Raw genomic sequence first — 25,172 nt, 5'->3', positions numbered from 1 at the left:
CGTACCGGACCCACCTGATACCCGGCTGGCGGAAGAACGCAGCGACGTGACTGCCACCGAGGAGCAGCAGGACAGATGGCGAAGGATCCCTATCAGGCATTGGGCGTGGCCCGTGGCGCGACCGAGGCCGAGATTCGCAGCGCCTATCGCAAGCTGGCCAAGAAGCACCACCCGGACGTGAATCCCGGGAATAAGCAGGCTGAGGAGCGCTTCAAGGAAGCCTCGGCCGCCTATGCGCTGCTCTCCGACCCTGAGAAACGCGCCCGCTTCGACCGTGGCGAAATCGATGCGGAAGGGCAGGAGCAGGCGCCCTTCGGCTTCGGCGGCGGCACGCACCGATCTTCCGGCGCGGGCCCCGGCTTCGCGGGGGCGGAGGATTTTTCCGATATCTTCTCCGAGCTTTTCGGCCGCGGCATGGGAGGCGAGGCGCGGCGGATGCGCGGGCAGGACCAGCATTACCGCCTCGGTATCGCTTTCCTCGATTCCATCCTGGGCGCCACCCGGCGCCTGACCCTGCCCGATGGCCGCAGCTTGGAGGTGAAGGTGCCTGCGGGCATCGAGGACGGCCAGACCATGCGCCTGAAGGGCCAGGGCGGCCAGGGCATCGGCGGCGGCCCGGACGGGGATGCGCTGATCGAGATTGTCGTGGCGCCGCATCCGCAGTTCCGGCGGGAGGGCAACGACATCCATGTCGAGGCGCCCGTGACCCTGGCGGAGGCTGTGCTGGGCGGCAAGATCGAGGTGCCGACGCCGACCGGCCCGGTGACTGTGACCGTGCCGAAGCATTCGGACAGCGGCACCCGGCTGCGGCTGCGCGGCAAGGGCGTCGCGGCGCATGGCAGCCACGCCGCGGGCAATGAATATGTCACGCTGCGGCTGGTAGCCGGGCCGGTGGACCCGGAGCTGGAGCAGGCGCTGCGCGAATGGGCGGAGCGCCATGCCAGCTTCGATGCCCGGGCGGCGACGGTCGAGAGCTGAGGTCGGGCGGCCGGGGAGCGGCGGCGCCCGGGGGCGCCGCCTTTCGTGTCAGATCTTCAGCGTGCCCGCCTTGGCGGCGGCGTAGCGGTCGGAGATCCGGGGCCAGTCCAGGACATTCCACCAAGCCGCCAGGTATTCGGGGCGGCGGTTCTGGTATTTCAGGTAATAGGCGTGTTCCCAGACATCGTTGCCCAGGAGCACCTTCTGCCCCTGCATCAGCGGCGTGTCCTGGTTGGGGCGGCTGGTGAGCGCCAGCTTGCCGTCCCGGTCCACCGTCACGAAGACCCAGCCGGAGCCGAAGACGCGCGCGCCGGCGGTATTGAAATCAGCCTTCATCTTGTCGAGGCCGCCGAGGTCGCGGTTGATGGCCTCGGCCAGATCGCCCTGCGGCGCGCCGCCCTTGCCGCCCATGATCAGCCAGAACATGGCGTGGTTAGCATGGCCGCCGGCATTGTTGCGGAGCGTGGTGCGGATGCTCTCCGGCGCCTCCGAGAGATTGACCAGCAGCTCCTCCAGCGGCAGGGCGGCCAGCCGGCCATGCTCCTTCAGCGCCGCGTTGAGGTTGCTGACATAGGCCGCGTGATGCTTGCCATGGTGCAGTTCCATGGTGGTGGCATCGATCGAGGGTTCGTTGGCATTGACCGCGTAGGGGAGGGGCGGCAGCAGGTGTGGGCCATCCGCCGCCGGGGCGGCTGGCTGGGCCTGGGCGGCGGCGCGGCGCGGCGCGCCGAACAGCCCGCCCGCCAGCAGCAGTGCGCTGCCCGCGAGCGCCGTGCGCCGGCCGGGGGAGAAGGTCGGAGGAGGAGCCATGGCCGTGTTGTTCCTTATGCCGTCGTGGAAGGGCTTCGGAGGGTCAACGCCGGAACTGCCCTGGGGTTCTCAGCGCCTTGGGCCTCGCCGTAGCAGCGTGACCGCGAGCAGCAGCAGGCAGGAGAGCAGCACCATGACCATGGCCGCCGCCATCACGGTCAGGCTGATGGAGTCATTGAGGCCGGAGAACATCTGGCGCGGCAGTGTGCGCTGCGCGGGGCCGGCGAGGAACAGCACCACCACCACCTCGTCCAGGCTGATGGCGAAGGCGAAGACCGCGCCCGCCGCGACGCCCGGCGTGATCTGCGGCAGGCAGACGCGCCAGAAGCCCCGCGCCGGGGAGGCGCCGCAGGCCGCCGCCGCGCGCAGCTGCACCGGGTCGAACTGCGCCAGCGCCGCCAGCACGGTGGTGACGACGAAGGGCGCGCCCAGCACCGTATGCGCCAGCACCAGCCCCAGGAAGCTGTTGGTCAGCCCCAGCGGCCCGAAGGCCAGCAGCAGCGGCACGGCGACGACGATGGCCGGCACCACCATCGGCGCCATCAGCACCGCCATCACCGCCTGCCGCCCGGGGAAGCGCGCGCGCCAGAGGCCGAAGGCGGCCAGCGTGCCGAGGATGCTGGCCAGGACGGCGGTGGCCGCTCCCAGCTTCAGGCTGTTCCAGAGCGCCGGCAGCCAGAAATCCGAGGTGAGGAAATCCTGGTACCAGCGCAGCGACAGCCCCGGCAGGGGATAGGAGAGGAAGGAGCCGGAGGAGAAGGAGAGCGGCAGGATGACCGCCACCGGCGCCAGCAGGAAAGCCAGCACCAGGAGGCCGATGGCCCAGAGGGCGATGCGGGAGGTGCTCATGCCGCCCTCGTTTTCTCGAAGCCCACCAGCCGCGCATAGAGGCCGACGACGATGGCGACGGCGGCCAGCAGCAGGCAGGAAAGCGCGGCGGCCATGGACCAGTTGACCGTGCGGGTGGCGTAGAAGCCGACGAAATAGGAGAGCATCTGGTCATTGGCGCCGCCCAGCAGCGCCGGCGTGACGTAGAAGCCCAGCGCCTGGATGAAGACCAGCAGGCAGCCGGCCCCGACCCCCGGCAGCGAGAGGGGCAGGGAGATGCGGAAGAAGGTCCGCGCGGGAGAGGCGCCGAGGGAGAGCGCCGCGCGCGGCAGCCGCCAGTCCAGCGCCTTCAGCGAGGCATAGATCGGCAGCACCATGAAGGGCAGCAGGATATGCACCATGGCCAGCAGCACGGCGCCACGGTTGAAGAGCAGCGGCAGCGGGCCTTCCGTCAGGTGCAGGGACTGCAGCGCGGCATTCACCACGCCCTCCCGTTGCAGCAGCACCATCCAGGCGGCGGTGCGGACGATCAGGCTGGTCCAGAAGGGCAGCAGGACGCCGCCCAGCAGCCAGGGTGCCCAGCGCGGCGGCGCGGTGGCGATCAGCCAGGCCAGCGGATAGCCGATCAGCAGCGCGATGACGGTGGCGCTGAGGGAGATCCAGAGCGTGCGCCAGAGCACGGCGCGGAAGATCGCCTGGTCGGGCGGCGCGGCGGCGATGTCGCCGGCGGCGTCGCGCTTCAGGTCCAGCACGGCCAGCAGGTGGAAATCGGAGACCGGCCCGCCCGCGCGGCGGATGGCGGCCCAGGGCGCGGGCGTGCCCCATTCGGGCGAGGCAGCCAGCAGGGCCTGCCGCGCATCGCCCTGCGCGGTCGCGACGCGGCGGGCGGTGGCGGGCAGCAGGCTGCGGAAGCCGGGCCAGTCATTGTTCAGCCGCGCGCTGGCGCGGCCGATGGCGCCGCCGCCGCTCTCCTGGTCGCGCGCCCGCGCCTCGCGCAGGTCCTGCACCAGGGCGGCGAAGGCGGCATCATCGGGCATGCCGCCGCCATCCCAGCCCGAAAGGGCGGCGATGGTGCGCGGCAGCACCGGCGGCACATCCGCTTCCTGCACTGCGCGCAGCAGGAAGGTGCCGATCGGCAGCACGAAGACCGCCAGCAGGAAGATCAGCAGCGGCGCCACCAGCGCCGCCGCGCCCAGTCGTGCTTTCAGCGGGACACCCAGTTGTTGAAGCGTTGGTTCAGCGTGTCGAGGTTATCGAGCCAGAACTGGTCGTTGATCTCCAGCGCGCCCTCGGCATTCTGCGGCGCGCTGGGCAGGTCGGTCAGGACACTGGCCGGCAGCAGCGCGTCGGCGCCCTTGATGGTGGTGCCATAGGGGATATGCGGCGGCAGGGTGGCGGCGACCTGCGGCTGCGACCAGAACTTCAGATAGGCCTGGGCCTGCTCCTTGTTCGGGCTGCCCTTCATGATCACCCAGGAATCCAGGGTGAAGAGGTTGTTCTTCCAGGCGATGCCGAAGTTGCGGCCGTCGCCGGAATTGGCGGCGCTGATGCGGCCGTTATAGGCATTGGTCATCGCCACCTCGCCGCTGGCCAGCCATTGCGGCGGCTGGCTGCCGCGCTCCCACCAGACGATGTCATTCTTGATGGTGTCGAGCTTGCGGAAGGCGCGGTCCACGCCCTCCGGCGTGCCGAGCACCTGATAGACATCGGCGGGGGCCACGCCATCGGCCAGCAGGGCGGTTTCCAGCGTCGTCTTGGGGCCGCGCCGCAGGCCGCGCTTGCCTGGGAATTTCGTGGTGTCGAAGAAGTCCGCCCAGCTGGCGGGGGCATTCGCCGTGCGGCCTTTGTCATAGGCCAGCACGAAGGAATAGAGGATGTTGCCGACGCCGCATTCGCTGACGGCGGGCTCGATGAACTTGTCCTGCCCGCCGATGGCCTCATAGTCCATCTTCTCGAACAGCCCTTCCTCGCAGCCGAGCAGGAGTTCCTCGCTCTCCACCTGCACGAGGTCCCAGTTATTCGCGCCGGACTGGATCTTGGCGCGCAGCACGCCCACGCCGCCGTCCCAGGTCTCCTCCAGCAGACGCGTGCCGCTCTGCTGCTGGAAGGGGCGGAAGAAGACCCCGCGCTGCGCGTCCTGGTAGGCACCGCCCCAGGATACGATGGTCAGGTCCCGGTTCTGCGCCAGGGCGGGGCCGGCCAGCAGGGCCGTGCCGAGCAACAGGATAGCCCCCAGATTTCTCCGCGACATCACGAACTCTCCCTCTTGTGGAGAGAAGCCTAGGCAGTTCCGCGGCGGCGGAGAAGAGGGGAGAGGGGGCGGGCGGTGCCATCCGCCACCAGGCGCGGCGGCATTGCCCATATCGGCGGCAACGGCGCCCGCCGCGCTTGCACTTCATCGCCCGCCCTCGCGATTCCGTCAGGCCGCCGGGCATTTCTGACCTTGTCCATGACCGCCGCCTCTTGGGACAGTCGCCGCACGGATGTTCCCGGAGGGCCCTCGCCATCGCGGCGGCGGCGCTCCGGTCCGTCATGCCGGATGGCGACCCCATCGCTGACTTTCGAAGCCCGATCCCAAGGAGCCCCACCGAATGATCACGCGCCGCAGCCTGCTTCCCGCCGCCACGGCCCTGCTGGCCGCGCCGGGGCTGATCCGCCCCGCGCGGGCGGCCGGCCTGAGCCTCGACCTCGCCACCGTCTGGCCGGACGGAAATTTCCACACCGCCAATGCCAGGCGCTTCGCCGCCGAGGTGGCGAAGGCCACGGAGGATGCCGTCACCATCAATGTGCAGTCCGGCGGCGCGCTGGGCTTCAAGGGGCCGGAGCAGCTCTCCGCCGTGCGGGACGGGCTGGTGCCGATGGCGGATATCCTGAACAACCAGCAGATCGGCGAGGAGCCGATGATGGCGGTGGAGAGCATCTCCTTCCTCGTCGGCTCCTTCGACGAGCTGAGGACGCTGCACAAGCACCTCATGCCCGAATACGAGAAGGTCGCCGCCAGGAACAACCAGAAGTTCCTCTACATCGTCCCCTGGCCGACGCAGTACATCCACCTGAAGACGCCGATCTCCTCGGTGGACCAGCTGCGCGGCGTGCGGATCCGCAGCTCCGACAAGACGACCGCGGATATGTGCAACCTGCTCGGCGGCGCGGGCACCATGATGCCCTGGGGCGAGGTGGTGCCGGCCCTGGCCTCCGGCCGCATCGAAGGCGTGGCGACCTCCGCCACCTCCGGCGTCGATGGGCGGTTCTGGGAATTCCTGAAGGCGACCTACCGCACCAACCACACCTTCTCCAGCCAGCTCGTCAGCATCAACCTCGACAGCTGGGGCCAGATTTCCCCGGCGAACCGTGCGAGGATCGAGGAAGTCGCGAAGCGCCTGCAGCCGGAATTCTGGCAGGTGGCGGCCGATGACGACACCAGCAGTGTGAAGAAGCTGACTGCGGGCGGGATGCAGGTGATCGACCCCTCGCCGGAGATGATGGCGGAGATGCGCCGGCGCACCGTGCCCATCAAGGAGGATTTCCTGAAGCGCGCGCCGGCCGCGAAGCCGGTGATCGCGGCCTATCTCGCCGAACTCGGACGCTCCTGACGGCCTGAAGCAGGAGCGCCGCCGCATGGCAACCCGCCGTAGCCTTCTCCCCGCCGCCGCCGGCCTTCTGGCCACGCCATGGCTGCCCCGCCGGCTGGCCGCCGCCGGCACCGCCCTCGACTTCGCGACGGTCTGGCCGGAAGGAAACTTCCACACCCAGAATGCCCGGCGCTTCGCGGCCGGGGTCGCGCAGGCCACCGGCAACGCAGTGACGATCAATGTGCATTCCGGCGGCGCGCTCGGCTTCAAGGGACCGGAGCTCCTCGCCGCGCTGCGCGACGGGCTGGTGCCGATGGCCGACGTGCCGGGCAACCAGCAGATCGGCGAGGAGCCGATGCTCGGGGTGGAGACCATCCCCTTCCTCGTCAGTTCCTTCGACGAGCTGAAGCTGCTGCACAAGCATCTTCGGCCGGAATACGAGAAGGTCGCGGCCAGGAACAACGTGAAGTTCCTCTACCGGGTGCCATGGCCGACCCAGTACATCCACCTGCGGACGCCGCTCGCCTCCCTGGATGGCCTGCGCGGTGTCCGCATCCGCGCCACCGACAAGACGGCCGCCGACATGTGCAACCTGCTCGGCGGCGCGGGCACGATGATGCCCTGGGGCGAGGTGGTGCCGGCACTGGCCTCCGGCCGGATCGAGGGTGTGGCGACCTCCGCCTCCTCCGGCGTTGACGGGCGGTTCTGGGAATTCCTGAAGGCTGCCTACCGCACCAACCACACCTTCATCAGCGAGATCGTCAGCATCAACCTCGATGCCTGGAACGCTCTTCCCGCCGCCAGCCGCGCGGCGCTGGAGGAGGTCGCGGCGCGGATGCAATCCGAGTTCTGGACCGTCTCGGCCCAGGACGACATCGCCAGCGCCCGGAAGCTGGTGGAGAACGGCATGCAATTGGTGGACCCGCCGGCAGAGATGCTGGCCGAGATGCGCCGCCGCACCGCGCCCCTGAAGGAGGACTTCATGAAGCGCGTACCGGCGAGCCGCCCGGTCATCCAGGCCTATCTCGCCGAGGTCGGAAGGCCGTGATCATGACCACGAGAACCGCAGCCGCGCCGCCGCAGGGCATGTCGCCCGCCCTGGCGGTGCTGCGCGCCTTCGACGCACTCGGCGCGCTGGCCGGCATCATCGCGGTGCTCTGCCTCGTGACGTTGCTGGGGCTGATCCTGCTGGAGGTGGCCCTGGGCATCCTCGGCAAGCTGGCGCCCTCCATGGCTGGCGGGCTCAACTTCGCCTGGGAATACAGCGCCTATCTGATGGGCGGGGTGTTCCTGTTCGGTGCCGCGGCGGGGCTGCGGGCGGGGTCGCATGTGCGGGTGACGCTGCTGCTCTCCCAGGCGCGCGGCGGCGGGCTGCTGGCGCTGGAGGTGATCTCGACGCTGATCGGCCTCGGCGTCACGGGCTTCATGGCCTGGGCGCTGGCGCGCTTCACCATCCGCGCCTGGACGCTGGGGCAGATGTCCAGCGGCAGCCTGACGCCGCTCTGGATTCCCGATGCACTGCTGGCCACGGGGGCGGCGCTGCTGGCGCTGCAGTTCCTGGCGCGGCTGCTGCGGCTGGGGCTGGGCCGGCCGACCGAGAATGAAGCCCTCAAGGCCGGGGGCGTGGCGGAATGACGGCGGTCGTCGGCGTCCTCTTCGCCACCCTCTTCGGCGCGCTGGCGCTGGGGGTATGGGTCGGCATCGCGCTGATCGCGACATCGCTCGTGCTGCTCTGGACCTTCCGCAACATCCCGGTGGAGCGGCTGCTCTCCCAATACACCTTCAACATCCTCACCACGCCGGAATTGGTGGCGCTGCCGCTCTTCATCCTGATGGGGGAGTTCCTGTTCCGCACCCGCCTCTCCCGCTCGCTGTTCAACGGGCTGGCGCCCTGGGCCGCGCTGCTGCCGGGGCGGCTGCTGCATGTGAATGTCATCGGCTGCACCATCTTCGCCGCCATCTCCGGCTCCTCCGCCGCCACCACGCAGGTGGTCGGGCGCATCGCCCTGGATGAGCTGCGGCAGCGCGGCTACGACAGGCGCATCGCCATCGGCAGCCTGGCGGGGGCGGGCACGCTGGGATTCCTGATCCCGCCGTCCAGCATCATGATCATCTACGGCGTGCTGGCCGATGAATCCGTGCTGCGGCTCTTCACCGCCGGCTTCCTGCCGGGGCTGCTGCTGGCGGGCTGCTTCATGGGCTGGGTGATGATCCATTCCACCCTGCGGCCGGAGCTGCTTCCGCCCGATGACGGGGCGGGGCAGGGCGTCACCTGGGCGCAGCGCATCGCCGCGCTGCGGGAGCTGGGGCCGACGCTGTTCCTGATTCTCTGTGTGCTGGGCTCGATGTATGCCGGCATCGCCACGCCGTCCGAGGCGGCGGCGGTGGGCGTGCTGGGCGCCATCATCGTCAGCGGCATGCAGGGGGAGCTGAACTGGCCGACGCTGAAGGCCGTGGGCCTGGGGGCGGTGCAGACCTGCGGCATGATCGGGCTGATCGTGCTGGGGGCCTCCATCCTCGGCAATGTCGCGGCCTTCCTGGGCGTGCCGCGCTATGTGGCGGAGGTGGTGACGGGCTGGGGCCTCTCGCCCTTCATGCTGATCCTGGTGCTGACGCTGCTCTACCTGGTGCTGGGCTGCTTCCTCGACGGTTTCTCGATGATCGTCATGACGCTGCCCATCGTGCTGCCGCTGGTGGTCGCGGCCGGCTTCGACAAGCTGTGGTTCGGCATCTACCTCGTCATTGCCGTGGAGATGGCGCAGATCACGCCGCCTGTCGGCTTCAACCTCTTCGTCATCCAGGGGCTGACGAAGGAGCCGCTGAGCCGCATCGCCCGCGTCACGCTGCCCTATCTGCTGATCATGATGGGCTTCGTGGTGCTGCTGGTGCTGGTGCCCGGGATCGTCAGCATCCTGCCGCGGCTGCTACTGGGGTGAGGAGGGGAGGGGCGCATGCGCCCCTCCGCGCCCGCGTCACTCCGCCAGGGATTTCGACACCTTCTCGAAAGTGCCCTTGCTGAGGTTTGGCCGCGCCAGGATGCGCTCCAGCTCCGCCCGCATCATCGCCGCGCGTTCCGGCGACTGCCGCTTCCAGTCCCCCAGCGGGGAGACCATGCGCGCCGCCACCTGGCTGTTCACGGGGTCCAGCGCGATCACCATCTCCGCCAGGAAGCGGTAGCCCTCGCCGGAGGCCGCGTGGAAATGCACGGGATTGCTGGCGGCGAAGGCGCCGACCAGCGCGCGCACGCGGTTGGGGTTGCGGATGTCGAAGTCCGGATGCAGGGCCAGCGCCTGCACCTGCGCCAGCGTATCGGCGCGGGAGGATGTGGCCTGCAGCATGAACCACTTGTCCAGCACCAGCGGGTCATGCCGCCAGCTGGCATGGAAGGCGGCGAGCGCATCCTCCCGCGCCGGATCGTCGGAATCGGCCAGCACGCGCAGGGCGGCCAGCACATCCGTCATGTTCGCGCCGGCTGCGAACTGCGCGCGGGCGCGCGGCAGGCCGTCGCTGCCGGGGGCCTGGGCCAGATAGCTCAGCGCCGCGTTCCGCAGGGCACGGCGGCCGATGGAGGCGCCGTCGATGCGGTAGGGACCGGTGTCCTGCAGGGCGTCATGCAGCCCGGCGAAACGGGGGGCGAAGCGGGCGCCGATCTCCCGCCGCAGTGCCTGGCGGACGAGGTGGATGGCCTCGGGGTCCGCGACCGGCATCTGGTTGGCGACGAAATCCTCGGATGGCAGGGCCAGGGCCTCGGCGGCGAAGGCGGGGTCGGCCTCCGCCCGGTCCAGCACGGCGGCGAAGATGGTGGCCAGGCCTTCCGGCAGGGCCGGGGCCGCGCCGCCGGCGCGATGCGCGCCGATCAGGCGCAGCATTTCCGCCACGGCATATTGCTGGCCGGAATCCCAGCGCACGAAGGGGTCGCTGTCCTGCGCGGCCAGGAAGCCGAGGGCGGGCAGCTCCAGCCCGGTGAGCTTCACCGGGGCGGAGAAGCCGCGCAGCAGGGAGGGGGTGGGCCTCCGGTTGCCCAGGCCCTCGAAGACGAAATCCTGCCGCGCCTCCTCCAGCAGCAGCATCCGCTCCTCCGGCGCCTCGGCCGCGTCCTCGCCTTGCAGGCGCAGCGGCAGGGCCACGCCGTCCGGACCCAGCAGGCCCATGGCGACGGGGATGGGCACCGGCTGCTTCTCCGGCTGCCCCGGCGTGGGCGGGGTGGTCTGGGAGAGGGTCAGGGTGTAGCGGCCGGTGGAGGCGTCGAAATCATCCTCGACGCGCAGTTCCGGCGTGCCGGCCTGGGCATACCAGCGGGAGAAGCGCGAGAGGTCCACGCCCGAGGCGTCCTGCATCGCGCTGACGAAATCCTCGATGGTGACGGCCTGGTTGTCGTGCCGGGCGATGTAGAGGTCCATGCCCTTGCGGAAATTCTCGTGGCCGATCAGCTCCCGCATCATCCGCACGACCTCGGAGCCCTTCTGATAGACCGTCGCGGTGTAGAAGTTGTTGATCTCGACATAGGAATCCGGACGCACGGGATGCGCCATCGGCCCCGCATCCTCGGGGAACTGCGCGGCACGCAGGCGGCGCACATTGGCGAGGCGCTTCACCGCGGCGCTGCCCATATGCTCGGAGAAGTGCTGGTCCCGGAAGACGGTCAGGCCCTCCTTCAGGGAGAGCTGGAACCAGTCGCGGCAGGTGACGCGGTTGCCGGTCCAGTTGTGGAAATACTCATGCGCGACGACGGTCTCGATGCCCTCGTAGTCGCCGTCGGTGGCGGTGTCGGGCCGGGCCAGGATGTATTTGGTGTTGAAGATATTGAGGCCCTTGTTCTCCATCGCGCCCATGTTGAAGTCGGAGACGGCGGCGATGTTGAAGACGTCGAGGTCGTATTCCAGGCCGTATTCCGTCTCGTCCCAGGCCATGGCGGCCTTCAGCGAATCCATCGCATGGCCGCAGCCATCCTCATCGCCCTGGCGGACATAGATGGCCAGCGCGACCTGGCGGCCGGAGCGGGTGGTGAAGTGGTCCCGCACCGCGACGAGGTCGCCGGCCACCAGGGCGAAGAGGTAGGAGGGCTTGGGGTGCGGGTCCTCCCAGCGCGCCCAGTGGCGGTCGCCCGGCAGGTCGCCGGCGCCCGCGGGATTGCCGTTGGAGAGCAGCACGGGGCAGGTCGCCTTGTCCGCCTCGATGGTCACGGTGTAGCGCGCCATCACATCCGGCCGGTCCGGGAAGAAGGTGATGCGGCGGAAACCCTCGGCCTCGCATTGCGTGAAGTAGTTGCCGCCGGAGAGGTAGAGGCCGGAGAGCTCGGTATTCGCCTCCGGCGAGATCTCGACCAGCGTCTCCAGCACGAAGGCATCGGGCGCATCGGCGATGCGGAGGCCGCCGCCGGGCAGATGCTCCATCCGCGGGGCGGCGAGGGGGGCGCCGTCCAGGCTGGCCTCGATCAGCGTCAGCGCTTCTCCGTCCAGCTCCAGGTCACGGGCATCGCCGTTGCGGCGCATGGCCAGGCGGGCGCGCACGCGGGTGGCGGTGGGGTGCAGCGCGACATGCAGCTCCACGCTGTCCACCAGGAAGGCGGGCGGGCGGTAGTCCTGGCGGTGGATGGTGGCGGGGGTCGCGTTGGTGCTCATGACGGGTCCTGCCTGAATCAGGGGGCGCGGAAGGCGCCACTATGAGCCGATGCGGCCCCCAGGCCCAGCACGGGATGCGGGGGGGGGCTTCGCCCGGCGCGGCGGGGCTGCTTAGAATGGCCGCGACCGGGCTTGATAAGGAAACGTCCCGATGAGCAGCGACCGGTGGATACTCGCCCTGGAGGCGGAGCCGGATGCCGAGATGCGCGCCAGGATCGTGGCGCCGCTCTCGGCCCATAACGAGCAGGCGGCCGGGCCCGGCGACTGGCGCCCTCTGGCCGTGACGGTGAGGGACGCGGCGGGGGAGGTGGTCGGCGGCCTCTGGGGGCGCGTGATCTACGGCTTCCTCTTCGTGGAACTGCTGGCGCTCGGCCCCGCCCGGGGCCAGGGGCTGGGGCGCGAGGCGATGCGCCTGGCCGAGGAGGAGGCGCGGCGCCGGGGCCTGCAGGGCATGTGGCTGGATACCTGGACCTTCCAGGCGCCGGATTTCTACCGCAAGCTGGGCTTCGTGGAATGCGGGCGGATCACCGACTATCCGCCCGGCCATGACCGCATCTTCTACGTGAAGCGCTTCGCCTGACCGCGGGCGAAACATCCCGCCGCACCGGCACGGATCTTGCGTGGTGAGACAGGATCGCGGCCAGAGGTTCACCTGCTGGCCGTAAACTATCCCGCCGCCCGCCCGAGACCGGGCATTCTGCTCTCCCATCAGTCAGGACGCCGCTTGCATGCGTAATTCCGATGCCCCACCGATTGTCCAGGCGCGTGCCCTGTGGAAGCGCTTCGGCCCGCTGACGGTGCTGAAGGGCGTCGACCTCTCCGTGGCGGAGCGGGAGCTGGTCTTCATCATCGGCCCTTCCGGCTCCGGCAAATCCACACTGCTGCGCTGCCTGAACCGGCTGGAGACGCCGGATGACGGCGCCATCACCGTCGATGGCATCGACCTGCTGAGCCCGAGGACCGACATCAACAAGGCGCGGCAGCGCATCGGCATGGTCTTCCAGTCCTTCAACCTCTACCCGCATATGACGGCGCGGCAGAACGTGACGCTCGCGCTGCGCAAGGTGCTGGGCCGCCCGCGCGAGGCGGCGGAGGAAGCGGCGCGCCACGCGCTGGACCGCGTGGGGCTGGGCGAGCGGATGGACCATTTCCCCGCGCAGCTCTCGGGCGGGCAGCAGCAGCGCGTGGCCATCGCCCGCGCCATCGCGCTGGAGCCGCGCGTCATGCTCTTCGACGAGCCGACCAGCGCGCTGGACCCGGAGCTGGTGGGCGGCGTGCTGAGCGTGATGCGGGAATTGCGGGAGAGCGGGATGACCATGGTGGTGGTCAGCCACGAGATGGCCTTCGCCCGCGCCGCCGCCGATACCGTGGTCTTCATGGCGGATGGCGAGAAGCTGGAGGAAGGGCCGCCGGAGCGGATCTTCGGCGCGCCTGAGCATGAGCGCACCCGAGCCTTCATTCGCCAGATCGAGCGGCACTGACGGGGATGGGCGGCTTCGAGAGTTTCGCCTTCTCCTTCCTCAATGCGAAGGTGATGGCGCAGTACCTGCCGATGATCGTGCAGGGCTTCCTGCTGACCGTCGTGCTGGCGCTGCTGATCGTCGTCTCCGGCCTGGCGCTGGGGCTGCTGCTGGCGCTGGTGCGCAGCTTCGGCATCCGCCCGCTGAACTGGCTGATCATCTTCCTGGTGGACCTGTTCCGCGCGCTGCCGCCGCTGGTCATCATCGTGCTGCTATTCTTCGGCCTGCCGGCGGCGGGGCTCGGCATCTCCGGCTTCGTGGCCACCTGGCTGTCGCTGACCCTGGTGCTGATGGCCTTCGCCGAGGAGATCTTCTGGGCGGGGCTGACCTCCGTGCAGAAGGGGCAGTGGGAGGCCGCCCGCTCCACCGGCCTGACCTTCACGCAGACGCTGCGCCATGTGGTGCTGCCGCAGGCGCTGCGGCTGACGGTGCCGCCGCTGACCAACCGCACCATCGCCATCACCAAAGGTACGGCGCTGGGCTCGGTCGTCGGCGTCTCTGAAATCCTGGGCGCGGCGCAGAGCGCCATGTCCTTCTCGGCCAATCCCTCCCCGCTGATGCTGGGGGCGCTGGCCTATCTGGTGCTGTTCATCCCCGTGGTCGGCTTCGGCCGATGGGTCGAATCCCGTTTCGCCTGGAAGCGCTGAGGCCGACATGGACGATTTTCTCAACGCCTTCCTGAATATCGACATCCTTCGCGAGGCCTCGCCCATCCTCTGGCAGGGGCTGTGGCAGACGCTGCTGCTCGCGGTCATGGTGGTGCCGCTGGGGCTGGTCGGCGGCGTCATCCTGGCGCTGCTCTCCACCGCGCCCCTCCGCTGGGTGCGGCTGCTGGCGGCGGGCTGGGTGGACCTGTTCCGCGCCATTCCGCCGCTGGTGCTGCTGGTCTTCCTCTATGCCGGGCTGCCCTTCGCGGGGCTGGATATCGGCGCCTGGGGCGCGGTGGCCGTGGGCTTCTTCCTCAATACCGGCGCCTATTACGGCGAGGTGCTGCGCGCCGGCATCGACAGCGTGCCGCGCGGGCAGGCGGAGGCCGCGCGCTCCACCGGGCTGAGCCAGGGGCAGACGCTCGCCTATGTCATCCTGCCGCAGGCCGTGCGCAACGTCATGCCGGACCTGATCAGCAACACCGTGGAGGTGGTGAAGCTGACCTCCATCGCCAGCGTGGTGGCGCTGCCGGAATTGCTGTTCCAGGCCCGGCAGGCGCAGAACGTCACCTACAACGCCACGCCCATCGTGGCGGCAGCGGTGGCCTATTTCCTGCTGCTCTGGCCGCTGGTGCGGCTGATGTCGCGGCTGGAGAACAAGGCCATGGCGGGGCGGGGCTAGCTCAGCCCGGCAGCATCCCCAGCGCCACCCAGGCGGACCGCCGCTCCCGCTCCCACCGCGCCGCTTCCTCGCGCAGCGCGGGAGGGATGGCGGCGGCCAGCACGGCGCCGGTGGCGGAGGGATGTTCCAGCACCACCCGCGCCGCCGCCATCTCGGCCGCGGTGGCGGGAAGGGCGGTGCCCAGGGCCGGCGCCACCAGCCAGCCCGCCGCCCCGGCGGCCGCCAGCCGGCGGTTCAGCGCCCAGGCGGGGGCGGGGTCCGGCAGGGCACGCATCAGCGGATGGGCGCAGCCGCTCCAGAGCAGCATCTGCACGGCCTGGTTCAGCTGCGCCGGATGCGCGGGCGCGCCGGGCAGGCGGGACAGGTTCCCGATGCTCTGCGGGCCCCGCGCCAGCGCCTGCAACAACGGGCCGAAGAGCGCGGCCTCCCCCTGCACGGGGCCGATGGGCGTATCGAAGCGCAGGCCGCCGCCGCGCGGCGCGCCGGGCAGCGCCGCCAGCCCGAGGGCTCCCAGCGCCTGGAGGTGCCGTGCAGGCGGCAGGGGCTGGTCGCCACGCCCGTAGAGGTCGCGGCGGAAGGACTGGTTGCGGGCGATGTCGCGCGCCGTCTCGGCCAGGGCGGGATCGGCGATGCCGGCCAGCAGCGGCCGCGTGGCGGCGGGCAGGCAGACGGCGTCGATATTCTCGGTCGGCGTGGCGCTGCCGAGATAGCGGCAACCCGCACCAGCGAATTGCTCCATCACATGGGTGACGTGGAAGGGTTGCCAGTGGAGCGGCAGCAGCTCATGCGCCAGGGCGCGCGCATCCTGCCGCAGCGCCGCCTGCAACCGCTGCCGCTCCTGCGGATAGGCGATGAAGTAGCCTGCGCCTGCCTCGGACAAACGGGAGAGGAACTGGAGCGCGCCCTGCGCCTTCCGTGCGGAATCGCCGGGCAGGGTGGCGGCGTGGCGGCGCAGCAGCGGCTGCGCGGCGGCGGCGGCGGAGAGGCCGGGATGCGTCATGTAATGGGCATAGGCGATGCCGCCCGGCCGCAGCGCGCGGGCGATGAAGGCCAGCATCGCCTGCCGCTGCGCCGCCGAGACCCAGGAGAGCACGCCATGCGTGGCGATGACGTCGAAGCTGCCGAAGCGGCCATCCGGCGCGGCGGCGAGATCCCGGAAGCCGGCCTGGTGAAAGGCGATGTTGCGAAGCCCCGCGGCCTCGGCCATGGCGCGGGCTTGGCGGATCTGCGTGGCGTCGATATCGAAGGCCAGGATCTCCGCCCGCGGGTGGCAGGCAGCGACGACCAGGGCATTCAGCCCGGCGCCGCATCCCAGCTCGCACCAGCGGAAGGCGCCGCTGAAATCAGGCGAGGGCTGGCCCAGTCCGCGCAGCACCGCGTCCATCCAGGCGGGCACCATCTCCCGGTGAAAGAACGGGGGGTAGGGGATGTCGCCGACATAGCCGTCGGTCATGCTGCGTGGTCCGGAGCAAGGGGGGCGCGGCATGGCGGGGGGCCACGCCGCGCGGATCAGGAAAGGCCCGGCTTCGGCGGGCGGGCGTGGATGCGCGGGATGGCATGGCTCGCGCATCGGTGCCGCCGCCCGGCCGCTGCCCGGCGCGTCAGAAGAAGGCGGTCAGGCTGACGAAATAGGCGCGCCCTGGCTCGTTATAGGTATTGGCGCCCGCGCCGGAGGAATTGGCCTGGCGGAACAGCTGCTCGTTGAAGATGTTGCTGACGCCTGCGGTGATGCGGGTGTTCTTCGTGAAGGTCCAGCTGGCGCTGACATCCACCACCGAATAGGGATCGCGGTCCCACAGCTCCGCGCCCGAGGCAGCCGCGCCGGTGCCGGTGATGGTACGCGCCTCCTGCTTGCCGTAATGCGTCAGGCCCGCGGTGAAGGACAGGTCCTCGTTCGCCTGCCAGGTGACCGAGCTGTTGATGGTGTATTCGGGGATGAGCGAGAGCGGCTGGCCGGTGGCCTTGTCCTTGCTCTCGATCATGTAGGTGAAGTTGGTGTTCCAGGAGATATCCTCGGTCACCGGCACCAGCAGGTTGCCCTCCAGGCCTTGCACCACTGCCTCCGGCGTATTCTCCCAGCGGAAGACGCGGCCACTGCGGCTGGCGAGGCCAACCGGCACGACGCCGGCGACGATCTTGTCGCGGTAGTCGTTGTGGAAATAGGTCAGACTGCTGCTGAAGCCGCCATTGTTGTAGGAGACGCCGATCTCCTTGTTCAGGCTGGTCTCGGCCTTCAGGTCCTCGTTGCCCACCACGTAGCAGCCGGCGCCGAGGCTGGGGAAGTTGGCGGGGCAGCCATTGCCCATGGTGAAGTAGATGTAGTTGGGATTGGACTGGTAGAGGTTGGGCGCCTTGAAGGCGCGCGCGATGCCGCCCTTGACCGAGAAGCCGTCGAACAGCTCGTAGGAGGCGTTCAGGCTGGGGCTCCAGTTGGAGCCGAACTCGTTGTGGTGATCGAAGCGCAGGCCCGGCGTCAGCACCAGCCGGGGGGTGGCGTAGATATTGTCCTCGGCGAAGAAGGAGAAGGTCTCGGCGCGCGAGCTGGGGTCGCGCGGGCCGTCGGAGATGCCGGGGATGGTGCCGCCGAGGGAGGTGCTCTGCGTGACCGAGAAGGGGTCCTTCAGGTTCTCGATGAAGGCTTCGGCACCCAGCGTCAGGCGCTGCGAGGCCAGCAGCTCCAGCGGGATGTTGATCTCGGTGCTGGCGGTATAGTTGTTGAGGGTGGCTGTGGAGAAGCCGTCCTCGGTACTGATGCTGCCTTCGGTGCTGCCGGCCAGGCCCTCGTTCAGCCGCTTGTTGATGGTGCCTTCATAGAGGAAGAGCGTGCGCGTATCGGCCCAGCCGAAATCGCCGCGATGCGCCAGCGAGGTGGAGTAGCGCTCCAGCACATTCGTCTCGGCGCCCTCATTGGCCAGCCTGGCCAGCAGGTCGGTGCCGGCGTTGCTGACGGCGCGGTCGCCGGCATAGATGTTGCCCTGGCGGCTGTAGCCGAGTTCCAGTTCCAGCACCTGCTGCGGCGTCAGGTCCCAGCGCAGCAGGCCGTTGATGTCGCGATTCTTCACGCCTTCCCGGCCGGCCGGCGGTACGGCGCCGGGGGAGGCGGCGAAATCCCGGTTCAGGTCCAGGCTGTCGGCATCGGTGCGGGCGATATTGCCGTAGAGGCGGAAGGAGAGATCTTCTGCCAGCGGGCCGGCGAGGTTGAAGCCCAGGCGGCGGCTGTCACCCTCGCGGCCATCCTCGGGGATGTTGGTATAGGCGGTGACGGAGCCAGAGAACTCGTCGGTCGGCGCCTTGGTGATGATGTTCACCACGCCGCCCGCGGCGCCCGAGCCATAGCGCGCGGCGGCCGGGCCGCGGATGACCTCGATGCGCTCGATCGCCTCGGCGGGCACCCAGTTGGAATCGCCGCGCGTGTTGCGTTCCCCGCTGCGGCCCATGCGGACGGCGTTGCGGCTGCGGACCGGCTTGCCGTCGATCAGGATCAGCGTGTTCTCCGGCCCCATGCCGCGCAGGTCGATCTGGCGGTTGTTGCCGTACTGGCCGGAGGAGGAATTGCCGGTGAGGTTCACGCCCGGCATCTGCCGCACGATTTCCGAGATGTCGTTGGCGGGCGGCAGGCGCCGGATATCCTCCTGCGTGATGACGGAGACGCCAGGCGCCTGCTTCAACTCCTGCTCCGCGGTGATGACGACTTCCCGCAGCAGGATGGGTTCCTGCGCCAGGACGGGATGGGCGAAGGTCATGGCGAGGCCCGCCAGCAGGGCGGAGCGGGAGGCGGAGGCGGTCAGGAGGCGGCGTCGTGTCATCGGTCAACCTGATAATGATAATCGTTCGCAAATTGCCATCCAGATTACGGGAAGGCAATCCGGACCGGGAGAAGGGGGAGGATGAGCGGGAAGGGACGAGGGCCTGTCTTCAACCTCGTCAATTCGTTTGGGTATTTCAGGATATTATGGAGCGAATGGTTCGGAGGCGTTGAAATCTGGCGAAGCCTCCGCCGCAGGTCCGCATGGATGATGGCGGATACATGAACAAAAATTTATGAAATATCTGGCGGGCCGCAGATGCCATGATATGCCGGCCCGGCCGTTGCCAAGCTGGCGCCGATAGGGAAGAGTACCCGGGCCTGGTGGCAGAGAACCGCCGGCCAGCGGGGAAGAGAGCGCCGTGGCGGCTTTGCCGGCATGCTCACTACCGCATGCCAGACCGGAGACGATTCATGGCTGCGCGACCTTTTCATCTTGGCTGGTTTCTTCAGGGTTCCAGCGTCCAGGCCTGGGGCGAGCCCTGGACCGGCAATATCGGCCAGGACTGGATGTATCCCAGCCTGTTCATCGACATGGCCCGCGCGCTGGAGCGCGCCTGCTTCGACTACATCCTGCTCGAGGACAGCTCCTATGTGGGCGAGGCCTATGGCGGATCGCGGGAGATCTATCTGAGGAACGGGCTCTCCGTGCCGCGGCAGGACCCTTCCATCGTGGCGACCCTGCTCTTCGCCGCCACGCAGCGCATCGGCGTCGCCACCACCCTCGCCACCTTCACGCATCCGCCCTACCTGCTGGCGCGCATCATCGCGACGTTGGACCAGGTCTCGGGCGGGCGCGCAGGCTGGAACATGGTGACCGGCAGCAGCGACATGGCCGCGCGCAACTACGGGCTGGACGGGCTGCCGGAACACGACCTGCGCTACGACATGGCCGATGAATACATGGCCTGCGTCAACGCGCTCTGGGATTCCTGGGAGCCTGGCGCCATCGTCGCCGACCGTGAGAGCGGCATGCTGGTGGACCACACCAAGGTCCATACGGTGGATTTCAAGGGGAAGTGGTACAGCTCGCGCGGGCCGCTGAATTCAGGGCCCTGCATCCAGGGGCGGCCGGTCATCGCGCAGGCCGGGGGCTCCCCGCGCGGGCGGCAGTTCGCCGCGACGCATGGCGAGACCATCGTGGCCAACCCCAAGGGCATCGAGGCCATGAAGGCCTACCGGAACGATGTGCGCGCCCGCGCCGCCGCCATGGGCCGCGACCCCGATGCCATCAAGGTGCTGTTCCTGATCAATCCCATCATCGGTGAGAGCGCGGAGCATGCGGAGCTGCGGCGGCGGCAGCGTATCGCCGATGCGGATCGCAAGATCGCGCAGCGGCTGGCGCATTTCAGCAAGGTCACGAATATCGATTTCGGCAACATGGACCTCGACAAGCCGATCGATGAGACCCTCCGCACCAATGGCCACCAGCAGAACCTGGACACGCTGAAGAAGATGAGCGCCGGCGGCAAGACGCTGCGCCAGGCCTTCACGGATTACAGCGGCACCGGGCTTTCGATCGACCTCTGCGGCACGGTGGATTCCATCGCCGGGCAGATGGCGGAGGCGATGCAGGAGGTCGGTGGCGACGGCTTCCTCTTCTCCATGGGCGATGTCTCCCGCCGCACGGTGGCGGAGGTGGCGGATGGGCTGGTGCCGGCCTTGCAGGCGCGCGGGCTGACCCGCAAGGCCTATGGCCACGCCACCTTCCGCGAGAACCTGCTGGAGTTCTGAGGGCGCCCGGAGCCTCGGGCCCCGTCAGGCCTGGGGCTCCTCCTGCGGCAGATACTGGGCGAGGGCGGCGGTGCGCTCCTCCGCCTCCCGCAGCCGGTCCCTTGCCACTTCCCCGCAGAGCAGGAAGGTGGCGGCGGCCAGCGCCTGGGCGGTCGCCACCGCCCCGGCCAGGCTGGGAAAGAAGCCGGGGGAGGCGATGTCGAAGACCAGGCGGTGATCGGCGTCCCTGGCTACCGGCGCCCCGGCGTCGTCGGTTAGCGTTATCAGCACGCAGCCGGCGTCCCGCGCCGCCCGCGCCGCGAGCAGCGCGTTGCGGGTATAGGGGGCGATGCTGACCAGCAGCAGGACATCCCCCCGCTGCAATGCGCCGAGATCCAGGTCCTCCGGCCGCTCGGCGCCGATCTGCTGCACGATCCGGGGCAGGAAGATGCTGAACTCATAGGTCAGCAGCTGCGCCACCAGGCGGCAGGAGCGGAAGCCCGCCGTCCAGATGCGCTCCGCGCGGTGCAGCGCCTCGGCGGCCGGGCCGATGGGGTCGGCCTGCAACTGGGCCACGGCGGCGGCATCCGAGGCCAGGGAGGCACCAGCCAGCTCGGCCGCGCTGGTGATCCGGTCGTCGCCGGCCGTCCGTACCACGTCGCGCAGCCGGGCGGAGAAGGGGCGGCCGGTCTTCTCCCGCCGCTCGATCAGCGCGTCCCGCATCGCATCCCAGCCGATATAGCCGATGGCCTGGGCCAGGCGCGTGAAGCTGGCGGGGTTGGCGCCGGAGGCCGCCGCCAGTTCCCGCATCGGACGGGTCGCGGCGTCGAATTCATGCTGGATGATGAAGCGCGCCAGCTCCTGCAGCCGGGGCGGCAGGTGGGGCAGGGCTTGGCGAAGCTGCGCCAGGGGCGGCGGGGCGATCATGATATTGATTTGGCATGAATTCCCGGTTTGGCAACTGACGCGCGCATAAGCCGGGCGATGCTTGCCGCAGGCGCTGTGCCACGCCATGTCTGCCGGTACCATGTCCGATGATCTCACCGCGCTGCGCGTGCGCCCCGACCCTTCCGACCCGCGGCTGACGCGACGCGTCACGGGCATCGACCAGACCGGCGCGCCCATCGAGGTCAGCGTGACGGTGGAGCGGCCGCTGACCCTCTATCTCAACGGGCAGGAGATCGTGACGATGATGACGATCGCCGACCGGCCCGAGGATCTGGCGCTGGGCTATCTGCTGAACCAGAACATGCTGCGGCCCGATGACAGCGTCACCGCCATCGACCATGACGAGGATCTGGGTGTGGTGGTGGTGCGGACGGAGCGCCGCACCGATTTCGAGCAGAAGCTCAGGAAAAAGACGCTGACCTCCGGCTGCGCCCAGGGCACCGCCTTCGGCGACCTGATGGAGAATTTCTCCCAGGTGCGGCTGCCGGCCACCGCCGAGATCCGCACCTCCTGGCTCTACCGCCTGCTGCACCGGATCAATACGCTGCCGACGCTGTATCTGGAGGCCGGCGCCATCCATGGCTGCGCGCTCTGCTTCCAGGACCAGCCGGTGGTCTATATGGAGGATGTCGGCCGCCATAACGCGGTGGACAAGATCGCGGGCTGGATGTTCCGCGAAGCTGTCGATGGCGGCGACAAGATTTTCTACACCACGGGGCGCCTGACCTCGGAGATGGTGATCAAGGCGGTGCGGATGGGCATTCCCATCCTGGTCTCGCGTTCCGGCTTCACCGCCTGGGGCGTGGAACTGGCGCGGGAGGTCGGGCTGACGCTGATCGGCCGCTGCAAGGGCCGCCGCTTCACCGCCCTGGCGGGGGAGGAGCGGATCGTCTTCGATGCCGACCTGCACTATGTCGAGGAGGAAAGCGCCCGCCACTGGCGCAAGAACAGCCGCGATGCCGAACAGTCCTGAGACATTGGGTGTGGTGCTGGCCGGTGGGCTGGCAAGGCGGATGGGCGGCGGCGACAAGCCGCTGCGCGAACTCGGCGGGCGGCCGTTGCTGGCGCATGTGCTGGCGCGGCTGCGCCCGCAGGTTACGGCGCTGCTGCTGAACGCCAATGGCGACCCGGCGCGCTTCGGCCCCTTCGGCCTGCCGGTGGTGGCGGATGGGGTGCCGGATTACCCGGGGCCGCTGGCCGGGGTGCTGGCGGCGCTGGACTGGGCGGCCGCGCACCGCCCGGGGCTGGAATGGGTGGTCTCCGTCCCCGGGGATTCCCCCTTCATCCCCGCCGATCTGGTGGCGCGGCTGCACCGCGCGCGGGAGGTGGCGGGGGTGCCGATGGCCTGCGCGAAATCCGGGGGTTGGACGCATCCGCCGGTGGGCCTCTGGCCTGTCGCGCTGCGGGAGGAGCTGCGCGCGGCCCTGCTGGCCGATGAGCGCAAGATCGACCGCTGGACCGCCCGCTTCGGCTGTGCCAGCGCGGAATGGCCGGACCGGCCGCGCGACCCTTTCTTCAACGCCAACACGCCGGAGGAGCTGGCCGAGGCCGAAGCCCTCTTGCGCCAGGGCATGGTGGCCCCATAGCTTCGGCCCGGGCCATCCGCTGGCCGAAGAGGAGTGCCGGATCATGAAAGCTTTTCTCAGTGGTGTCGTGGCCGCCGTGGTGCTGGCCCTCCTGGCCGCCTGGGTGCTGGACGACAACCTGCAGCGCACGGCCGAGCAGGCCTACGTCACCTCCGGCGCCCGTCTGTAGGGGCACCGGGGCCGGCGGCAGGATGCGTCGCCGGCTTCCGGGAAATGGCCAATGTCCTCGCGGAAGGGCAGGGCATATCATTGCGCATAAGAAACAATTGCGCTAATCCGGCGGGAGAACCGGAAACGCAATGACCTCATGCATTCGCCTGCCTTGCTGGACCGTCCCCTGGTCTCGTCTCTCTCGCCCGCGCAGATCACGGCTATCCGGGCAATTCCCCATTTCCGGGACAGCCACTACGCCGCGATGGATCTCAACAGGATCTTCCGGTTCTATGTCGATGAATTCGTCAGGCCCCTGACACTCAGCGCCGAGAAGGTCAGAAGCGTCGCCGATATCGGGACTGGCTACGGCTGGTTGGCCATTGCCTTCGCGCTCAATACCGACTTCAGGATTCTGGCGGTCGACTTCAACGGCCCCAGGGTCGTGGCGGCCCGCGCCATCGCGGCGGTGCTGGGAGTGGCGGACCGGATCGAATGGGCGGTGGCATCGGTCGATGCGCTGCCCTTTCCCGACCGGAGCTTCGACGCCGTCTATTGCATCGAGGTCATTGAGCATGTGAGCGACCGCCCCGAGGTGGTGCGCGACCTGGGGCGGGTGAGCCGGCGCCATCTGACGGTCTCCACGCCCAACAAGGCCGCGCCGGTCGTGTTCCACGACACATGCCTGCCATTCTGCCACTGGCTGCATCCGCGTTTCCGGAACGGCTATGCTAGGCTTTTCGGCCGGCTGCGCCAGCAGGATAACAACCTGTTCTGGTCGCCCTGGAAGCTGGTCTCATCCCTGCCGGAATTCGAATGCCTGTCCTCGGTCAGGCGCTTTCTGTCGCCGAATCTCAGGCTGACATTCCGCCGCGCCATGGAATAGGCGCATGCATGTCGCCCAGGGGGAGGGGGCCATGCGCGGCCGGGCGGGCAGGCCGCTCCCCTTCCCTAGGCGCTCTGCCGCACCACCCGCTTCGGTGGCCAGAAACCCGCCGTCGCGCCTTCCGTCTCCGGGTCCAGCGCCTCTGGTACCGGACGGTTCAGGATGCCTTCATGCAGGCGGCGCACGGCGCCATGCACCGCGACCTGACGCCCCTCCCGCGCGTGGTAGACGCCGCGGATATGCAGGGAATGCGCGATGCTGCGCAGGAAGCCCTCGCGCAGTGCCGGGTCGGGCGGGGCGCCCTGGGTCCAGAACTCGTCCAGCGTGCCGCTGAAGACGAGGCCGGGGATGCGGTAAAGCGCCTCCCCCAGCGCGAAGGTGGGCGTCTGGCCGAGGATGGCGCGCAGACCCACCGTGCTGTTCACCGTCACCACGCCCTGCACCTGCTCGACGATGGCGCCGAGATTGCCGCCGCCGAGGTAGTGCATCCGCCCTTCCAGCCCCGCTTCCCGCGCCATGTGCTGGACGCGCCGGCTCCAGTTCTTCAGCCCGGGGTCCAGCGGATGCGCCTTCACCAGCAGATGCGTGCCAGGCGGCGCGTGGTGGGCGAAGCTCAGCGCCACCTCCCGCAGCGGCGTATCCATGTCGGTGTAGCGGGAATAGGCGCGGATGGAGAAGTCGTTCTCCATCTGCATGGCGAAGAGGTAGAGCGGCCCGGTGCCGGAGAGGCGTTGCAGGATGCAGTCGGCCTGCCGGTTCTCCGAACCGCGCTTCATCAGCCGCAGGACGATCCCGGCATAGAAGGGCAGGGGATTGTAGATCTGGTGGCCGCGATAATGCGGGAAGGGCCAGGGCATGATGCCGGCGATGTTGTAGACCACGTCCAGGACCGCCTGGGTGCGGAAATCATCGTGGTGGCGTACCACAAGGTCCGGCGGCGGCAGCGCGGCGCCCAGCCGCACGATGGTCTGCGGGTCGCGCGTGAAGCGGCTGGAGGCGTTCAGCCCGTCGCGCTCCATCACGATCCAGTCCGGGCGGATATAGCCGAGATCGGTGACCACCACCTCCACCCCGCGCTCGGCGGCGGCGGCGATGGCGAGCTTGTGGTAGGGCCGCTGCTCGCCCAGCAGCACCAGATGGGTGATGCGCTTCTCGTCCAGGAAACGGCCGATGAAATCCGGCCATTCCGTGGGGCGGCCGCGGAAGTTCGTGGCGCCGGGAATGCGCCAGAAGAGCCTGTCCCCCAGGTGCAGGTTGATGCGGTGCACCACATGCCCGAGCGCGCGCAGCCCCGCGCCCACTTCCTGGAAGAATGGGCTGATCGGTCCCTGCAGGAAGAGGAAGCGCTTCCGCGCGGGTGATTCACCGGGGGGCATGGATCGTCATGGCAAACCTTCTCTCGTCAGCACTGTCAATCCGCTTGGGT

The 25,172-nt window shown here is 69.2% G+C and carries 23 protein-coding genes; 14 read left to right on the top strand and 9 right to left on the bottom strand.

The window, feature by feature from the left end; translation table 11 throughout:
* The first annotated feature begins 75 nt into the window (after positions 1–75).
* Entirely contained in the window at positions 76–978 is a 903-nt protein-coding gene (locus tag IAI58_RS00325) for a DnaJ C-terminal domain-containing protein (protein ID WP_207444662.1), read from the top strand.
* Between the two features lie 48 nt (positions 979–1,026).
* Here IAI58_RS00325 and IAI58_RS00320 read toward each other — a convergent pair whose 3' ends face one another.
* The 4 genes from IAI58_RS00320 to IAI58_RS00305 form a co-directional block, all read right to left on the bottom strand.
* The gene (locus IAI58_RS00320) at positions 1,027–1,788 is read right to left on the bottom strand and encodes a superoxide dismutase (RefSeq protein ID WP_207444663.1); all 762 of its coding nucleotides are present in this window, start codon (positions 1,786–1,788) and stop codon (positions 1,027–1,029) included.
* A 69-nt stretch (positions 1,789–1,857) separates the two neighbouring features.
* Entirely contained in the window at positions 1,858–2,637 is a 780-nt protein-coding gene (locus IAI58_RS00315; protein ID WP_207444664.1) for an ABC transporter permease, read from the bottom strand.
* Positions 2,634–3,794 (bottom strand): ABC transporter permease, encoded by a 1,161-nt coding sequence (locus tag IAI58_RS00310; protein WP_207444665.1) that lies wholly within the window; start codon positions 3,792–3,794, stop codon positions 2,634–2,636. The genes IAI58_RS00315 and IAI58_RS00310 overlap by 4 nt, the downstream gene beginning before the upstream one ends.
* Positions 3,795–3,820: 26 nt before the next feature.
* Positions 3,821–4,867, bottom strand: a complete 1,047-nt coding sequence (locus IAI58_RS00305; RefSeq protein WP_207444666.1) for an ABC transporter substrate-binding protein — start codon at positions 4,865–4,867, stop codon at positions 3,821–3,823.
* Positions 4,868–5,207: 340 nt separating this feature from the next.
* On the opposite strand from IAI58_RS00305, the gene IAI58_RS00300 reads away from it, so the two are divergent.
* The 4 genes from IAI58_RS00300 to IAI58_RS00285 are packed head-to-tail and all read left to right on the top strand — an operon-like array spanning position 5,208 to position 9,124.
* Positions 5,208–6,209: a TRAP transporter substrate-binding protein gene (locus IAI58_RS00300; protein WP_207444667.1), complete on the top strand. Its 1,002-nt coding sequence runs from the start codon at positions 5,208–5,210 to the stop codon at positions 6,207–6,209.
* 25 nt (positions 6,210–6,234) lie between these two features.
* On the top strand, positions 6,235–7,236 hold the full coding sequence (locus IAI58_RS00295; RefSeq protein ID WP_207444668.1) for a TRAP transporter substrate-binding protein: 1,002 nt from the start codon (positions 6,235–6,237) through the stop codon (positions 7,234–7,236).
* 2 nt (positions 7,237–7,238) lie between these two features.
* Positions 7,239–7,823: a TRAP transporter small permease subunit gene (locus IAI58_RS00290; protein ID WP_207444669.1), complete on the top strand. Its 585-nt coding sequence runs from the start codon at positions 7,239–7,241 to the stop codon at positions 7,821–7,823.
* A complete protein-coding gene (locus IAI58_RS00285; protein WP_207444670.1) occupies positions 7,820–9,124 on the top strand; it encodes a TRAP transporter large permease in 1,305 nt (434 codons plus the stop codon). Before IAI58_RS00290 ends, IAI58_RS00285 begins: the two co-directional genes overlap by 4 nt.
* A gap of 36 nt (positions 9,125–9,160) precedes the next feature.
* Here IAI58_RS00285 and pepN read toward each other — a convergent pair whose 3' ends face one another.
* On the bottom strand, positions 9,161–11,809 hold the full coding sequence (pepN, locus tag IAI58_RS00280) for an aminopeptidase N (RefSeq protein ID WP_207444671.1): 2,649 nt from the start codon (positions 11,807–11,809) through the stop codon (positions 9,161–9,163).
* A gap of 151 nt (positions 11,810–11,960) precedes the next feature.
* Between pepN and IAI58_RS00275 the strand changes: the two genes are divergently transcribed.
* From IAI58_RS00275 to IAI58_RS00260, 4 genes are all read left to right on the top strand, one after another.
* A complete protein-coding gene (locus IAI58_RS00275; RefSeq protein ID WP_207444672.1) occupies positions 11,961–12,389 on the top strand; it encodes a GNAT family N-acetyltransferase in 429 nt (142 codons plus the stop codon).
* Positions 12,390–12,537: 148 nt separating this feature from the next.
* The gene (locus tag IAI58_RS00270; RefSeq protein ID WP_237182092.1) at positions 12,538–13,290 is read left to right on the top strand and encodes an amino acid ABC transporter ATP-binding protein; all 753 of its coding nucleotides are present in this window, start codon (positions 12,538–12,540) and stop codon (positions 13,288–13,290) included.
* A 5-nt stretch (positions 13,291–13,295) separates the two neighbouring features.
* Positions 13,296–13,976, top strand: coding sequence for an amino acid ABC transporter permease (locus IAI58_RS00265; RefSeq protein WP_207444673.1), 681 nt, complete (start codon positions 13,296–13,298; stop codon positions 13,974–13,976).
* Positions 13,977–13,983: 7 nt separating this feature from the next.
* Positions 13,984–14,658, top strand: a complete 675-nt coding sequence (locus IAI58_RS00260) for an amino acid ABC transporter permease (protein ID WP_207444674.1) — start codon at positions 13,984–13,986, stop codon at positions 14,656–14,658.
* 1 nt (position 14,659) lies between these two features.
* Here the strand turns inward: IAI58_RS00260 and IAI58_RS00255 are convergent, their stop codons facing one another.
* Positions 14,660–16,111, bottom strand: a complete 1,452-nt coding sequence (locus IAI58_RS00255; protein ID WP_207444675.1) for a class I SAM-dependent methyltransferase — start codon at positions 16,109–16,111, stop codon at positions 14,660–14,662.
* A 148-nt stretch (positions 16,112–16,259) separates the two neighbouring features.
* A complete protein-coding gene (locus IAI58_RS00250; protein WP_207444676.1) occupies positions 16,260–18,464 on the bottom strand; it encodes a TonB-dependent siderophore receptor in 2,205 nt (734 codons plus the stop codon).
* A gap of 413 nt (positions 18,465–18,877) precedes the next feature.
* Here IAI58_RS00250 and IAI58_RS00245 point away from each other — a divergent pair, with 413 nt between their 5' ends.
* Complete coding sequence (locus IAI58_RS00245) at positions 18,878–20,197, top strand: NtaA/DmoA family FMN-dependent monooxygenase (RefSeq protein ID WP_207444677.1); 1,320 nt, start codon at positions 18,878–18,880, stop codon at positions 20,195–20,197.
* Between the two features lie 24 nt (positions 20,198–20,221).
* Here the strand turns inward: IAI58_RS00245 and IAI58_RS00240 are convergent, their stop codons facing one another.
* The gene (locus IAI58_RS00240) at positions 20,222–21,103 is read right to left on the bottom strand and encodes a MurR/RpiR family transcriptional regulator (protein ID WP_208775997.1); all 882 of its coding nucleotides are present in this window, start codon (positions 21,101–21,103) and stop codon (positions 20,222–20,224) included.
* 85 nt (positions 21,104–21,188) lie between these two features.
* Between IAI58_RS00240 and fdhD the strand changes: the two genes are divergently transcribed.
* The 4 genes from fdhD (at position 21,189) to IAI58_RS00225 (ending at position 23,746) form a co-directional block, all read left to right on the top strand.
* Entirely contained in the window at positions 21,189–22,097 is a 909-nt protein-coding gene (gene fdhD, locus IAI58_RS00235; RefSeq protein WP_408906178.1) for a formate dehydrogenase accessory sulfurtransferase FdhD, read from the top strand.
* Entirely contained in the window at positions 22,081–22,710 is a 630-nt protein-coding gene (gene mobA / locus IAI58_RS00230) for a molybdenum cofactor guanylyltransferase MobA (protein ID WP_207444679.1), read from the top strand. Before fdhD ends, mobA begins: the two co-directional genes overlap by 17 nt.
* A 43-nt stretch (positions 22,711–22,753) precedes the next feature.
* Positions 22,754–22,879 (top strand): hypothetical protein, encoded by a 126-nt coding sequence (locus IAI58_RS23235; RefSeq protein ID WP_272874730.1) that lies wholly within the window; start codon positions 22,754–22,756, stop codon positions 22,877–22,879.
* Between the two features lie 138 nt (positions 22,880–23,017).
* Complete coding sequence (locus tag IAI58_RS00225) at positions 23,018–23,746, top strand: class I SAM-dependent methyltransferase (protein WP_207444680.1); 729 nt, start codon at positions 23,018–23,020, stop codon at positions 23,744–23,746.
* A 65-nt stretch (positions 23,747–23,811) separates the two neighbouring features.
* Here the strand turns inward: IAI58_RS00225 and IAI58_RS00220 are convergent, their stop codons facing one another.
* Entirely contained in the window at positions 23,812–25,122 is a 1,311-nt protein-coding gene (locus IAI58_RS00220) for a capsule biosynthesis protein (protein ID WP_207444681.1), read from the bottom strand.
* Between the last annotated feature and the right edge of the window lie 50 nt (positions 25,123–25,172).

It is taken from the genome of Roseomonas marmotae (assembly GCF_017654485.1).
Taxonomy (GTDB): domain Bacteria; phylum Pseudomonadota; class Alphaproteobacteria; order Acetobacterales; family Acetobacteraceae; genus Pseudoroseomonas; species Pseudoroseomonas marmotae.
This window is presented reverse-complemented; position numbering and strand designations above follow the sequence as displayed.

Bases quoted from the DNA above. Each gene is read 5' to 3' on its own strand.
- pepN (WP_207444671.1), bottom strand. From the start codon at position 11,809: ATGAGCACCAACGCGACCCCCGCCACCATCCACCGCCAGGACTACCGC.
- IAI58_RS00275 (WP_207444672.1), top strand. From the start codon at position 11,961: ATGAGCAGCGACCGGTGGATACTCGCCCTGGAGGCGGAGCCGGATGCC.
- IAI58_RS23235 (WP_272874730.1), top strand. From the start codon at position 22,754: ATGAAAGCTTTTCTCAGTGGTGTCGTGGCCGCCGTGGTGCTGGCCCTC.
- IAI58_RS00245 (WP_207444677.1), top strand. From the start codon at position 18,878: ATGGCTGCGCGACCTTTTCATCTTGGCTGGTTTCTTCAGGGTTCCAGC.
- IAI58_RS00290 (WP_207444669.1), top strand. From the start codon at position 7,239: ATGACCACGAGAACCGCAGCCGCGCCGCCGCAGGGCATGTCGCCCGCC.
- IAI58_RS00265 (WP_207444673.1), top strand. From the start codon at position 13,296: ATGGGCGGCTTCGAGAGTTTCGCCTTCTCCTTCCTCAATGCGAAGGTG.
- IAI58_RS00300 (WP_207444667.1), top strand. From the start codon at position 5,208: ATGATCACGCGCCGCAGCCTGCTTCCCGCCGCCACGGCCCTGCTGGCC.
- IAI58_RS00220 (WP_207444681.1), bottom strand. From the start codon at position 25,122: ATGCCCCCCGGTGAATCACCCGCGCGGAAGCGCTTCCTCTTCCTGCAG.
- IAI58_RS00250 (WP_207444676.1), bottom strand. From the start codon at position 18,464: ATGACACGACGCCGCCTCCTGACCGCCTCCGCCTCCCGCTCCGCCCTG.
- fdhD (WP_408906178.1), top strand. From the start codon at position 21,189: ATGTCTGCCGGTACCATGTCCGATGATCTCACCGCGCTGCGCGTGCGC.
- IAI58_RS00260 (WP_207444674.1), top strand. From the start codon at position 13,984: ATGGACGATTTTCTCAACGCCTTCCTGAATATCGACATCCTTCGCGAG.
- IAI58_RS00285 (WP_207444670.1), top strand. From the start codon at position 7,820: ATGACGGCGGTCGTCGGCGTCCTCTTCGCCACCCTCTTCGGCGCGCTG.
- IAI58_RS00255 (WP_207444675.1), bottom strand. From the start codon at position 16,111: ATGACCGACGGCTATGTCGGCGACATCCCCTACCCCCCGTTCTTTCAC.
- IAI58_RS00305 (WP_207444666.1), bottom strand. From the start codon at position 4,867: ATGTCGCGGAGAAATCTGGGGGCTATCCTGTTGCTCGGCACGGCCCTG.
- mobA (WP_207444679.1), top strand. From the start codon at position 22,081: ATGCCGAACAGTCCTGAGACATTGGGTGTGGTGCTGGCCGGTGGGCTG.
- IAI58_RS00270 (WP_237182092.1), top strand. From the start codon at position 12,538: ATGCGTAATTCCGATGCCCCACCGATTGTCCAGGCGCGTGCCCTGTGG.
- IAI58_RS00320 (WP_207444663.1), bottom strand. From the start codon at position 1,788: ATGGCTCCTCCTCCGACCTTCTCCCCCGGCCGGCGCACGGCGCTCGCG.
- IAI58_RS00240 (WP_208775997.1), bottom strand. From the start codon at position 21,103: ATGATCGCCCCGCCGCCCCTGGCGCAGCTTCGCCAAGCCCTGCCCCAC.
- IAI58_RS00225 (WP_207444680.1), top strand. From the start codon at position 23,018: ATGCATTCGCCTGCCTTGCTGGACCGTCCCCTGGTCTCGTCTCTCTCG.
- IAI58_RS00295 (WP_207444668.1), top strand. From the start codon at position 6,235: ATGGCAACCCGCCGTAGCCTTCTCCCCGCCGCCGCCGGCCTTCTGGCC.
- IAI58_RS00325 (WP_207444662.1), top strand. From the start codon at position 76: ATGGCGAAGGATCCCTATCAGGCATTGGGCGTGGCCCGTGGCGCGACC.
- IAI58_RS00315 (WP_207444664.1), bottom strand. From the start codon at position 2,637: ATGAGCACCTCCCGCATCGCCCTCTGGGCCATCGGCCTCCTGGTGCTG.